Here is a 12,606-nt window from a genome sequence, read left to right on the forward strand (position 1 = left end):
CGGCCAGCTCCTGAATCATTGTGAGGTAAGGGATTTCGAGTCGCCGACCGGCAGGCGGACCAATGCCCCGGTCACCGGCGCCCGCAGTCTGCGCACCGCCGTACCGGCGGGGCGCAGCCCCGGATAGCGGACCGCCACGGTGGCCAGCACCGTCGCCGCCGCGCCGCGGACGAACGCCGCGAGCCGGGGCACCCCGCGCAGTCCGAGCCCGGCCGCTCCGATATGCACGACGACCTCCTCGCCCGCCGCGATCCGCTCCGCGCCCAGGTCCTGGTCGGCGCGAGCGACCCTGCGGTCCAGCTGCATCGGCGGGTTCTCGGCGAGCACGCCGTCGAGCACCGGGCCGACCGTCACCGGATCGGCGGCCAGCGCCTGCCAGCGCCCGGGCTCGGCCAGCAGCGCGTGTGCCGCCGCACCGGCCAGCGTCGCCGCCAGCTCGACGCCGCGGATGGACAGCGGGAGGGCGAAGTCCGGCACCAGCTTTCGCAGACCCGCGCACGCGGCGACGATCGCGCGGGCATCGGCCAGCCGCGGCGGGCACAGCACGGCGTCCACCGCCGGTCCGGCCGCCACGGCATATCCGATGTACGCGGGCAGGTCCGTCCGCGGCACACACAGCACCTCGGCGGCCAGCCCGGCCACCGCCGGGCGCACGACATCGCGCATCAGGTCGAACTCGGCGCCGAGCCCGTCGAGGGTCACTCCCCCGGCGGAAGGCGGTGCGGTCCAATCCGTTTCGGGAAACGGGTCGGCCGCCGCGAGCACATGCCCGGACGGCAGCTCGGTCCCGAATCGCGCATCGGTGAGCACCCGCTCGGCGAGGTCCGGATCGCTGACCACCCAGGCGCCGGGGCGGCTGCGGTACACCGGCCCCCGCTCCCGGATGCGGGCGGTGAGCGCCGCGACGTCCTCGTCCTCGGCGCGCAACAGCACCGCGTACGGGTCGTCACCGTGCGCGAACAGCCACTGCATGCCGCGCTCGGTGAGCAATTGCCTGCCCAGGTCGGTGTCCGTGCGGGTCATGTCGACGGCGCGGTGGTCAGCAGGCCGTTCACCAGGTCGATCAGCTCGCGCGGCGTCTCGGCCCCGATGAAGGCGTCGTCGGACAGCACCACCTTGTACGCGACCTGGATGCGACTGGCGGTCTCCAGCATGGCAATCGAGTCGTAACCCAGATCGTCGAACGGGGTGTCCAGGATGTCGCCGCTGAGGTCGACGGCCTCGTCCGCGCCCGCGGCCTCGCGCAGAATGCGGGTCAGGTCGTCCAGCGTCATCTGTGTCATGCTGCTTCCTCCTCGGTGATTTGCCGGACAGCGCTGTGCTCCGGCTCGGTCAGCACCATCGCGGCGTTGAAGCCGCCCAGTCCGCGCGCCACGACCAGGGCCACCGACAGCGGCTGCGATCGGGTCTCGGTAACCAGGTCCAGCTCGTAGCCGGGGACCGGATCGGTGACACCTGTGGTGGGCGGGATCCGGCCGTGGCGCATCGCCAGCAGGGCGGTGGCGACATCGAGGGCCGCCCCGCCGCTGTGTAGTCGGCCGGTCATGGTCTTGGGCGCGGTGACCGGAACTCCGTGCGGACCGAATACCGCGCGCAGCGCGTCGGCCTCCAGCCGGTCCAGTTCCGGCGTGCCCGCCGCATCGGCGAAAACGACGTCCACATCGGCGGGTTCGAGCCCGGCGTCGGTCAGCGCGCCCTCGATGGCGCGGCGCAGCGTCGACGGCCGCCCCGAGCCCGGCGGCGGATCGAAGGTGGCCGCGTAGCCCGCCACCTCGCCGTACCAGGACCGCACGCCGCGCCTGCGCGCCCCGTCCGCCGACTCCATGACGAACAGCGCCCCGCCGTCGCCGGGCACGTGGCCGCGGGCGGCGGCGTCGAACGGCAGATAGGCGCGGGCGGGATCGTCGCTGGTGCTGACCCGGCCGCTGGTGAGCTGCGCGACCCAGCCCCACGGACAGGGCGAGCCGTCCACCGCCCCGCACACCATCGCGGGCTGTCCGGTGCGCACGCGCCGCCGGGCCAGGGCCAGCGCGTCCAGTCCGCCCGCGTGGTCGGTGACCACCACGCCGCTCGGCCCGCGCATGCCGTGTCGGATGGAGATCTGGCCGGTGTTCACCGCGTAGAACCACGCGAAGGACTGATAGGCGCTGACATGCTGCGGCCCTTTGCGCCACAGCTTGTCCAGCTCGCGGTGGCCGAATTCGAAGCCGCCCGCCGAACTCGCCGTCACCACGCCGACGTCGAACCCGGTCAGCTCCGCACCCGCCACCGCCGCATCGGCCAGCGCGTGATCGGCGGCCACCAGCGACAGCTGCGTCACCCGGTCGGTCTGCGGCAGCAGTCGGCCGGGCAGATGGTCGGCGGCGGTGAACCCGGGGACCTCCCCGGCCAGGGTGGCCGAGTAACCGGACGGGTCGAAGGCCGTGATCCGCCCGATCTTCCGTTGTCCGGCAAGGGTGTTCGCCCAGTGCTCGGCCGCGCTCAGGCCGGTCGGGGCGATTACGCCCATCCCGGTGATGACCGTCCTCATGCGACTCTGCGCAAGATCATGGCGCTCTGGAAGCCGCCGAACCCGCTGCCCACGGTCAGTACCGTGTCGACCGACACCTCGCGGGCGGTCAGCGGCACGTAGTCCAGATCGCATTCCGGATCCGGCTCGTGCAGATTCGCCGTCGGCGGCACCAGGTTGTCGCGGATCGCCAGTGCGCACGCGGCGATCTCCAGCGACCCGATGGCGCCCAGCGAGTGGCCGATCATCGATTTGATGGAGCTGACCGGCGTGCGGTACGCGTGCTCGCCGAGACTGCGCTTGAACGCGGCCGTCTCGTGCCGATCGTTCTGCACCGTGCCCGAGCCGTGGGCGTTGATGTAGTCCACGTCCTCGGCATTCACCCGCGCCTGGTCCATGGCCGCCCGGATGGCCTCGGCCATCTCCGCGCCGTCGGGCCGCAGGCCGGTCATGTGGTAGGCGTTGCAGCGCGAGGCGTATCCGGCGACCTCGGCGTAGATCCGCGCGCCGCGGCGGCGGGCGTGTTCGTAATCCTCGAAGACGAACATCGCCGAGCCCTCGCCGAGCACGAAACCGTTGCGGCTGCGGTCGAACGGCCGGGAGGCGTGCTCCGGATCGTCGTTGCGCGGCGTGGTGGCCTTGATCGCGTCGAAGCAGGCCAGCGTGATGGGCGAGATCGGCGCGTCGGTGGCGCCGCCCACCACCACGTCGGCCGCACCCTCGGCGATCAGCTCCACCGCATGGCCCACCGAGTCCAGCCCGGAGGTGCAGCCGGTGGACACCGTGGCCACCGGGCCCTCCGCACCCAGTTCCCAGGCGACCTCGCTCGCAAGGGAACTGGGCACGAAGTGGTTGTACAGATGCGGGACCGCGTAGGCCTCGTCGACGTTCCAGTGCTGCCCGCCGTTGGACACCACCACGTACTCCTGCTCCAGGCCCATCGTGCAGCCGACCGCGCTGCCCACCACGACACCGGTCCGGGCCGGGTCCAGCGCGGCCGGATCCACACCGCTGTCGGACACGCATTCGCGGGCGCTGACCACGGCCAGCTGCGCGGCCCGGTCCATCCGCCGAATCTGTTGCGGGGTAAGGCCTTCGGCGACCGGGTCGAAGTCGCACTCCGCGGCCACCTGCGAGCGGAACTGCTCCGCGTTGAACGTACTGATCCGCCGCGTCGCGGTGCGGCCGCACGACAGCAGATCCCAGAATGGCTTCACACCGGTGCCACCGGGCGCTACTACCCCGATGCCGGTCATGACGACACGACGTTTCATCTCTCAGACGTCCTTCACGGTTGCGGGTCGGCCTCAGGCCTTCACGTACTCCTGCCGCGGCTCGTACATGTTGGCGACGTTGGTCGCCCGGGCCCGGATCTCCTTGGCGTGCTCGGCGAAACCGGGCGCGGCGATGGCGTCCTTCCACGACTGGACGTCGGTCCACAGCGCGATGTTCACGTACTCGTTGGCCCGCGCGGGATCCACATGCCGGGACAGGGTGAACTGGAGGAAGCCGGGCTGTTCGGCCAGCAACTCCGCGATTTTGGCGAACGCCTCCTCGAACTCCAGCGGATCGCCGGTCACGGTGAAGGTGTTGACGAAGGTCACCACGCCCTTGTCGGTGGCGTCGTAGCGTTGCTTGGCATCCTGGGCCGAGGCCGTCATCGTTGTGCTCCTAAGGTCGTTTTCGCTCTGGCACCCACGTTGCTCGGGCCGACTCGTACCCGGCTCGAATCTCGGCTCATATCAGGCTCAAACCCCCGTCCACGACGACGACCGAGCCGGTGGCGAACTCGGCCTCGGGCGCGGTCAGCTGCCGCGCCCACCAGGCGAGTTCCTCCGGCTGCCCGACGCGGCCCGCGGGCGTGCGTCCGGCGATGTCGGCCAGGAAGGCGCGGTACTGCTCCGGCGTGGAGCCCATGCGCACGCCCATCCCGGACGCCACGACTCCGGCCGCGATCGCCACGACGCGAATTCCCCTCGGCGCCAATTCGAGTGACCAGGTCCGGGTGAGGAATTCCAGCGCGACCTTGGTGGCGCCGTAGCTGGAGAACCCCGGCCAGGCGCGCCCGCCGGACGCCCCGGAACTGCTCAGATTCAGGACGGTGCCGCGGGTTTCGGCGAGCGCGTCGAGCGCCGCCTGGGTGAGGAAGATCGGCGCCAGCAGATTGACCGCCACCTCGCTCTCGGCGGCGGCCCGGTCGATGTCCGCGAGCGGGGCCGGAGCCGCCGTCGCCGCATTGTTCACCAGGACATCGACCCGGCCCAGCACCCGCTGTGCCGTCTTGACGACGAGGTCGGCGGCACCGGGATCGGTGATATCCGCCGCGAGCACGTGAATGTTGTTGTGTCCCGCGGCCGTTTCCCGCAGGGTGGACTCGGTCCGCCCCACCACGAGCACATCGTGCTCCGCGGCGTAGCCACGGGCGAGCGCCCGTCCGATTCCGGTTCCGCCGCCGGTGACGATCACACCGCGTCTTTGCGTCGAGGTCATATCCCGAAATTAGGGATGCCCGCTCGCAGCACGGTGGAGATCGGATGGCGGTCAGATCGAATCGTCGCGCGTGACAACCCGTTCGGCGACCCGCAACTCGCCCGCCGTGCGCACGAGCACGTCCTCGCAGACGCACATGGCATGCAGCTGCGACCCCGTGCCGCGCTCGGTCTTGACGACCTGTACGTAGGACCGGGCGAATATCGACCCGTCGTCGCGCACCTCGACCAGGATCATGCTGTAACACCGCCGGTACTGGATGCCCTCGGCGGCCAGCTGATCGGCGTTGCGCCGCAGCGCTTCCGCCAACGCTGCCCGCCCGACGATCGGGGTGGAGATCTTGGGCGGGGAGACCATGCTGGCCTCCTCGGTGAAGGTGGCGGCGGCATCCTCGGCGCGCCCCTCGTCCATCAACTGGGTGTGCCGGGCGTAGAACCTGCCCACCTCGGCGCAGATCTCCTCGTACGTCTTCTCCCCTACCACTGCACTCACGGACCTACCGCCTCTCGACTGGGACTGTTTCCCTAAACCTGGCGGTACTCGGTCGAGGTCCGCTGGAGAAGCCCTCGGGCGTGCCGGGCACACGAAAAGACCCGCGCCCCAAGCGGGGTCGCGGGCCTGTTCGAAGCGTCCGGGCTACTGGGGCAGATGCGCCGACAGCAGCCAGGCGGGCATGGATTTGCGGATACCGCCTTCGTCCCGCACGTCGTGGCCGACGACGTCGCGGAAGTTCGGGAAGCTGGCGGGGAAGTTGGCGTGGACGCGGGCCGGACGGATCTCGTCGATTTCCCAGTACGCGCCCACCACCGCGCGCAGTTCCTCCTCGGTCACCGGCTGGATCGGGTCGACCGGCACGGTCGCCTTGTCGAGCACCAGCACGAAGTAGGACGCCCCGGGAGCCGCCGCGCGCACGATCGACTCCTGGTAGCCCCGCCGCAGTGCGACCGGCATCGAGTGGAACAGGGTGCTGTCCACGATGGTGCCGAACCGGCCGTCGTAACCGGTGAACGAGGCGATGTCGGCGACCTCGAAACTGGTATTGGACAAGCCGCGCCGGGTGGCCTCGGCGCGCGCGAGCTCGATCGCGGTGGGCGACAGATCCAGGCCCACCGTCGTGAAACCCCGCTCGGCGAGGTAGAACGACGTCGCGCCGTCACCGCATCCGGCGTCGAGGATCTCCCCGTGGAACTTGCCCGCGTCGATCAACGCGGCGATATCGGGCTGAGGTTCCCCGATACTCCACGGCGGGGCCTCCTCCTCGACCTCGGAAACCTGCACCTGATAGGCGGATTCCCATCGTTCATCCGTATGTGAATGCGTCATGCGCAAGTCCTTTCGGCGTGAGATCAGACGGTGGCGACCGCTTCGGCGCGCCGGATGTGCTCGGCGATCGCATCGGCCAGTGCGGCGTGCACGGCGGTCGGGAAGGTGTGGCCCAGGCCGGGGATGACCAGGTGCTGGGCGCCCGGGATCTGCTCGGCGAGGAACGCGCCGTGCGGCGGCTGGTGCACCGGATCCTCCGGACCCTGGATCACCAGCGTGGGCACGGTGACATTGGCCAATTCGCCTCCGCGGCTGGTGAGGTCGGCGGTCTCGTCGATATTCGGCTCGCGCCGTGCCGCCGTGCCGGAGTGCGCGATCTCCCGCTCCTCCCAGCGCCGGAACTCGGCCGGATCGAACGGCAGCACGGAGCCGGACATGGCCCGCGCCAACGCGACCCGCCGATCCAGCTCGGCGTCGATATCGTCGACCAGCGGCGGCTGCATGATCAGGTCGAGTACCTCGCGCCGCGGCGCGGGCAGCCCGCTCGGGGTCGGCTCGCCGCTGTAGGCGCAGTCGCAGCTGGTGAAGAAGTCCACGCTCAGCGCGGCCGCGCCGGTCATGGTCAGGCTGCGCAGCCGGTCGTGATAGTCGATGGCGATGAGCTGCCCGGTCGCGGCGCCCAGCGCGAAACAGACCAGGTGCACCCGATCGATGCCCCAGCCGTCCAGTACCGCTACCGCGTCGGCGGCGAGTTCGTAGAAGGTATAGGGCTTTTCGTCGGCGTTCAGTGACACCGTGCGCCCGGTGTCGCGGTGGTCGTACCGGATGACGTGCAGACCCTTCGCCGCGAGTCGCTCCACGAACTCGTCGGGCCAGCCCCGCGAGCTGTGCGCGCCGAGCAGCAGGACCGGGGGATCGCCGGAGTCGCCGAAATCTTCGGTCCACAGGCGGAGATCGGCTGTGGAGACGACGCGTTCTGCCATGGAATTCACGCTTCCTTTCTGGTGGGACCCGCCGACAGCGCGAACCGGCGCGGCGTATGTCGTCGGGTCCGCCCGGGTGCATAGGCCGACCCGATGCAGGCGAACCCGCACCCACCCTGCCGCACCGGCCTAGAGGGTCGGTTCGAAAGACACTCGAACTTCGGTGGGGCCGCGCGGGCGCGCTCGCACCGACCACCGAGCTCGGTGCGAGCGCGCCCATTTCGGCACGCCGATCGCTCGACTCAGCGGAACAGGTCGGCGTTCGCCTGCGCCCACTCGGCGAATGTGGTGGCGCGACCGGTGAGGTCGGCCACGGTGGTGGTGGCGAGCTGCGGGTTCTCGACCCGGGCGGCGAGGCCGTCGACGAACCACCGGACGAAGTATTCGCCCATCGCGGGCTCGAGCTGCTCGATGAGCTCGTCGCGCGAGACCTTCACGAACTTCAGATCGCGCCCGATCGCCCGGCCGATGGCCTCGAGACGCTGCACCCGGCTGATGGTTTCGGGGCCGGTGAGCTTGTAGGTCTTGCCGAGGTGCCCCTCGCCGACCAGCACCGTCGCGGCGACCCGGGCGATATCCTCCATGGCGATGGGGGCGTCCGCGGAATCCGGATACGGCTCGCGCACCTCACCCGTCGCGCGAATCTGATCCGCCCAGTCGGTGGCGTTCTCCATGAATTCGTATGCGAACAGATGCGTATGACCCAGACCCGACTTGTCGACCGCCTCCGCGATGCCCGACCAGGTGGAGGTCTCGTCACCGGACAGCGCGACAATGTGCCCGACCCCCGCCGCACGCGCCAATTCGAGGACCTCACCGGCGGTTTCCCGGCTCGGCGCGAGATACATCCGGTCGACGCCCTCGAAGGCGGCGGGCAGTGAGGACGGCCGCTTCAGATAGCCCTTGACCACTTCGACCTCGGGCGGGAACGAGGTGCGCTCCGGGTGGTTGGACAGAGCGCGAATATCATCGGCCCCCAGATTCACGAGGTGGTTCACGACCATGCGGCCGATGTTTCCGGTGGCACCTGTAACAAGAATCTTCATGCCCAACAAGCTATCCCGGCACCGGGCACTCGCGCACATAGAACGTGCGCGGCCCGTCGTACGCTGCGGCGTTGCGGCGCATTCCGCATTCGGGATCGCATTCTTGGACATTCGTCCACGAGTCCGCCGGACACGCCCCGGCAACGCGTCGCGTCTTCGTACCCCTACCCGACCCACCGCCATCGCTCGAAGCCTGGTAGAGAAGCACTCTAGCGCTCACCTCGGGTACACCAGTACATCTGTGGCGCAGTCTGTTACATACAGACCGTAACGTATCTCGTTGCGGACCAGCGGATTCGACGGGCGCATGATCCAATTCGCCTGTCTCACAGAGCGTTTCGTCCTCATCGTGTCAACTCGTGCGGCTCCCGGTGTCGCGCCCCCTTACTAGATCCCACGGATCAGTCAAGCCCCCACTCTCTCGGTGAAAGCCACCAAATGTCAACGGGGACAGTAGAGCTCGATATCTACGCAATCCGTTGACGAATCCGGACGAAACGGTATAGCGTACAAACGTACTGACAAAAAGTACCGACCATTTCGGTCTGGGCAGACTCCAGGACCCACGGGGATCGCAAAGTCCCCAATTCTCGAGGCCAAGGCGCCGGAAAAGGGTGCCGCCCTTAAGGGGGAAGTATGGAATTTGGCGTGCTCGGTCCGCTCGCGGTGGAACATAACGGGAGGTCGAATGTCCCCAGTGCTCCAAAACTCCGCACCGTATTGGCAATGCTGCTGGTCCACTCGGATCAGGTGGTGCCGGTGTCCTCACTTATCACCGACCTCTGGGACGAACAGCCACCGGCCAGCGGTCTCACCACCCTCCAGACATATGTACTCAACCTGCGTAAGTATTTCGTCGGCGTCACCGGCCTGTCCGCGACGGAGGTCGCCAAGAACATCCTGATCACCCGGCCCGGCGGGTACCTCTTACACGTCGAACCGAATGCGCTCGATATGCATCGGTACGAGGCTCTGGTCGATTCCGGCCTGTCCGCGCTGGCCACCGGAAACGACGAGAAGGGCATCGCCGATCTGGATGCCGCCCTGCGCACGTGGCGCGGCCCAGCCTTGGTGGATATCACCGCGGGGCGGGTACTGGAGTCCAAGGCGCTCCAGCTGACCGAGTCGAGGCTTGTCACGATCGAATACATGGTCGACGGCGAACTCCGGTTGGGTCGCTATCGGGAAGTCCTGTCCCGGCTCGCCGCGCTGTGCGCGGAATACCCCTTGAACGAGCGGCTGCACGGGCAGTACATGCGCGCGCTGCATCTCAGCGGGCGGCGTGCACAGGCATTGGAGGTGTTCCACCGCCTGCGCGTCACCCTGGTCAACGAGCTGGGGCTCGATCCGGATCGTGGCCTGCAGGAACTGCACGCGGCGATCCTCGGTGTCGACGAGGACGCCCACGTTCTCACCCGCACCACCCGTCCCGCCATGCTGGCCGGCACCGCGGCCCGGCTGCGCTGAACCGGATCGGCCTCCGCTCCCCCACCACGATTCGCTGCCCGAGTGGGCATGGTGGACGGCATCGTCCACACCCCCACTCCGGCAGCGAATTTCGCGGTGTGCACCGGCAGGTCGGCGTTCTCAGAGCGTCGGGTCGGCACGAGTATCTTCACAAGTCCCTCCAATCTCCTTGACACGAAAGCGAATACGTCCCCGGGTGATTCTCGAGCGGGCTTCTCGGACACTCTAACCAAGCCCGGGGGATGCTCGCATATAGAAATTTTTCGGAGCCGGTCAGGAAGGCGTCAGCCGCGGTGCGTCGGGCGTTGTCCGCTTGCGCGGAGTGGAGAATCGGCGCTGCATCGGGAGCTCCACGAGCCGGTGCATCCCCCATGCCAATACGACCGTCCCGCCGAGCCCCACTGCCCACAGCCCGATCGATTGCGCGAGCGTCGGCTGGAATTCGGTGCCGTAGAGCCGGTACATGCTGTACAGCGCCACCTGATGCACCAGATAGAACGCGTAGGAGATGTCACCGAGCCAGACCATCGGGCGGCTGGCGAGCCACGACGGCCTACCCTCGATATCGGCGGCGGCCGCCGCCGGGATGAGGAATGCCAGCGGCACGATGGTGGCCGCCACCATCGAGAACGTGGTCGGCAGGAACGACGCCGCCGCGTATCCGGCGACGAATGCCAGCGCCGCCCACACCGACCGCACCCGCGGCCAGCTGCCCACCATGACGATCCGCGCCATCACCATGCCCAGCACGAAATCCAGCGCGCGCACCGGCGGGAACAGATAGACGAACCAGTACTCGTACTCCGGGGTGGCGTCCCACCACACCCGCGGCTCCGCGGGCAACAGCTTCGCCACCACGGGCATCAGCACGACCGCGGCCATGATCCCGCCAGCCCACCACCACAACCGCTCCGGCCGGATCTTGCGCACCAGCACGATCAGCAGCGGGAACGACAGATAGAACAGCGCCTCCACCGACAGCGACCAGCTGACGTCGTTGACGCCGAAGGCGACGTCGAGGTCCGGCCACCAGGCGTGTACCAGCAGCAGCTGCTGCACCCAGCCCACGATCTTCCCCCCGGTCAGCAGCAGGAATCCGACCGCGAGCAGGAAGGCGACGAAATGGTTCGGATAGATCTTGAAAAACCGCCGCCGCCAGAACCGTCTCGGGGTGTCGTCCTCGCGTGCCGACCAGGTGAGCACGAATCCGCTGAGCACGAAGAAGAAGCCGACGCCGATATAGCCGCCCACCTTCACCACGCTCATGAACACCGCGGAGGCATCGCCTGGGGGCAACAGTCCGGGTTGGAAGGCGGCGTGCGTGGTGAATACCATCAGCGCGGCGATCCAACGCAGGCCGGTCAGCGAATCCAGCCGAGGTATCCGGCGCGTGGGCACCACGTCCGCGGTCACGACTCCTCCACCAGTGCCACGGCCCTGGCCCAGCCAGCTCCCGCCCGCGCCACCTTGACCGGGAAGCACGCGATGGTGAACCCTTGGGACGGCAGCAGTTCCAGATTCGCCAGCCGCTCCAATTGGCAGTACTCCCGATCGCGTCCGGCGAAGTGCGCGGGCCACAGCACCGAGCGATCCCGGGTCTGCCGGTACCGGGCGATGATGTCGATGAACGGCGCGTCGAGACTGAACGCGTCCGTGCCGATCACCTTCACCCCCAGGTCCAGCAGGTAATGCGTTGCCGCGCCGTCCAATCCGGCGAAGTCGGTGAAATATTTCGGTGTGCCCCCATGCCGCTGCGCGCCGGTGTGGAGCAGCACGATATCCATCGGCTCGGGCAGTCGGCCGATCCGCGCGAACTCCCGCTCCAGCACCTCCCGGCCGACGGCACCGGTCGGCGCGTCGGTCAGGTCGAGCACGATGCCGGGGCGATAGAACCAGTCCAGCGGCATCTCATCGATGTGCCGGGGACCCCCGTCGCGGTAGGACGCACGCGTTCCGTAGTGCGACGGCGCGTCGACGTGCGTGCCGGTATGTGTGGTCAGGCTCAGCCGGTCCAGCGAGAGGAATTGGCCGTCGGGCAGATCGTCCACCGCGAAGTCGAGTCCGAAGTGCTCGGCCATCTCCTCGCTCATGTGCCGGGCGCCCTCGGCCGGGGTGAGCACGGTGTGCTCCACCGGATCGGGTTCGTAATGTTCGCTGTCCACCGGCGAAGACAGATCGATGATGTGCATCCGCCCTCCTCGGCGGTCCGGGCCCGTCACGCGTGGTCTTCCTCCGTATTCGATGGGTTGTGCAACTCCGAGAGTGGTCGTGAGCCCTAGAGATTCGCTGGAGGTTCGGGAGGAGCCACCCGGATGTGCCGGTCCCCCACGACTATTCGCGTCCTAGCGGTTCTAGGCCCGAACCGACACTGTGCACATGGGGAAAACGGTACAGATGAACAGCGCGCCCGTGGTGTCCGTACCGACCACCGCTGGAGCGAAATTCGAGGGCGCGGCAGGACGCTGTGCTCACGAACGACTGGTCGGCGATCGGGTGCACGCCGGGCAGCCGAGCTGACGGAAAGGCTGGTAGTGAAAGGCATAATCCTTGCGGGTGGGGCCGGTTCGCGGCTGCACCCGATCACGCGCGGGGTGAGCAAACAGCTGGTCCCGGTCTACGACAAGCCCATGGTGTACTACCCGCTGTCCACCCTGATGCTGGCCGACATTCGCGACATCCTGGTGATCACCACCCCGGCGGACGCGCAGGCGTTCCGGCGGTTGCTCGGTGACGGCTCGCAGTACGGTTTGGACCTCAGCTATGTGGTGCAGCCCGAACCGGACGGGCTGGCGCGGGCGTTCGTGCTGGGAGCCGACCACATCGGCACCGACTCCGCCGCACTCGTGCT

Annotated in this window: 14 protein-coding genes; 2 read left to right on the forward strand and 12 right to left on the reverse strand. The window is 68.5% G+C overall.

The features are described 5' to 3' along the window. Positions 1-15: 15 nt before the first annotated feature. From NDR87_RS03790 to NDR87_RS03835, 10 genes are all read right to left on the reverse strand, one after another. Complete coding sequence (locus tag NDR87_RS03790) at positions 16-1,023, reverse strand: hypothetical protein (protein WP_251908744.1); 1,008 nt, start codon at positions 1,021-1,023, stop codon at positions 16-18. Then, positions 1,020-1,283 carry an acyl carrier protein gene (locus NDR87_RS03795; RefSeq protein ID WP_251908743.1) on the reverse strand — a complete coding sequence of 88 codons (264 nt, stop codon included), beginning with the start codon at positions 1,281-1,283 and terminating at the stop codon, positions 1,020-1,022. The genes NDR87_RS03790 and NDR87_RS03795 overlap by 4 nt, the downstream gene beginning before the upstream one ends. Then, the gene (locus tag NDR87_RS03800) at positions 1,280-2,530 is read right to left on the reverse strand and encodes a ketosynthase chain-length factor (RefSeq protein WP_251908742.1); all 1,251 of its coding nucleotides are present in this window, start codon (positions 2,528-2,530) and stop codon (positions 1,280-1,282) included. Before NDR87_RS03800 ends, NDR87_RS03795 begins: the two co-directional genes overlap by 4 nt. Next, positions 2,527-3,783, reverse strand: a complete 1,257-nt coding sequence (locus NDR87_RS03805) for a beta-ketoacyl synthase (RefSeq protein WP_251908739.1) — start codon at positions 3,781-3,783, stop codon at positions 2,527-2,529. Before NDR87_RS03805 ends, NDR87_RS03800 begins: the two co-directional genes overlap by 4 nt. 33 nt (positions 3,784-3,816) lie before the next feature. Next, positions 3,817-4,170 carry an antibiotic biosynthesis monooxygenase gene (locus NDR87_RS03810; RefSeq protein WP_251908737.1) on the reverse strand — a complete coding sequence of 118 codons (354 nt, stop codon included), beginning with the start codon at positions 4,168-4,170 and terminating at the stop codon, positions 3,817-3,819. A 76-nt stretch (positions 4,171-4,246) separates the two neighbouring features. Then, positions 4,247-4,999 (reverse strand): SDR family NAD(P)-dependent oxidoreductase, encoded by a 753-nt coding sequence (locus NDR87_RS03815; protein ID WP_251908734.1) that lies wholly within the window; start codon positions 4,997-4,999, stop codon positions 4,247-4,249. A gap of 51 nt (positions 5,000-5,050) precedes the next feature. After that, the gene (locus tag NDR87_RS03820) at positions 5,051-5,491 is read right to left on the reverse strand and encodes a nuclear transport factor 2 family protein (protein WP_251908732.1); all 441 of its coding nucleotides are present in this window, start codon (positions 5,489-5,491) and stop codon (positions 5,051-5,053) included. A gap of 144 nt (positions 5,492-5,635) precedes the next feature. Further along, entirely contained in the window at positions 5,636-6,322 is a 687-nt protein-coding gene (locus NDR87_RS03825) for a class I SAM-dependent methyltransferase (RefSeq protein WP_251908729.1), read from the reverse strand. Between the two features lie 23 nt (positions 6,323-6,345). Next, a complete protein-coding gene (locus tag NDR87_RS03830; RefSeq protein WP_251908727.1) occupies positions 6,346-7,245 on the reverse strand; it encodes an alpha/beta fold hydrolase in 900 nt (299 codons plus the stop codon). A gap of 242 nt (positions 7,246-7,487) precedes the next feature. Continuing rightward, entirely contained in the window at positions 7,488-8,291 is an 804-nt protein-coding gene (locus tag NDR87_RS03835; protein ID WP_251908726.1) for an NAD(P)H-binding protein, read from the reverse strand. Between the two features lie 726 nt (positions 8,292-9,017). Here NDR87_RS03835 and NDR87_RS03840 point away from each other — a divergent pair. Beyond that, the gene (locus NDR87_RS03840; RefSeq protein ID WP_251908722.1) at positions 9,018-9,758 is read left to right on the forward strand and encodes an AfsR/SARP family transcriptional regulator; all 741 of its coding nucleotides are present in this window, start codon (positions 9,018-9,020) and stop codon (positions 9,756-9,758) included. 273 nt (positions 9,759-10,031) lie between these two features. On the opposite strand, the gene NDR87_RS03845 is transcribed toward NDR87_RS03840, so the two are convergent. Both NDR87_RS03845 and NDR87_RS03850 read right to left on the reverse strand, forming a co-directional pair. Beyond that, positions 10,032-11,171, reverse strand: a complete 1,140-nt coding sequence (locus NDR87_RS03845; protein ID WP_251908720.1) for an acyltransferase — start codon at positions 11,169-11,171, stop codon at positions 10,032-10,034. Continuing rightward, the gene (locus NDR87_RS03850; protein WP_251908718.1) at positions 11,168-11,947 is read right to left on the reverse strand and encodes a cyclase family protein; all 780 of its coding nucleotides are present in this window, start codon (positions 11,945-11,947) and stop codon (positions 11,168-11,170) included. Before NDR87_RS03850 ends, NDR87_RS03845 begins: the two co-directional genes overlap by 4 nt. A 342-nt stretch (positions 11,948-12,289) precedes the next feature. On the opposite strand from NDR87_RS03850, the gene NDR87_RS03855 reads away from it, so the two are divergent. Continuing rightward, a partial coding sequence (locus tag NDR87_RS03855) for a sugar phosphate nucleotidyltransferase (RefSeq protein WP_251908717.1) occupies positions 12,290-12,606 on the forward strand: 317 nt, incomplete at its 3' end.

It is taken from the genome of Nocardia sp. CDC159 (assembly GCF_023740735.1).
Lineage (GTDB): Bacteria > Actinomycetota > Actinomycetes > Mycobacteriales > Mycobacteriaceae > Nocardia > Nocardia pulmonis.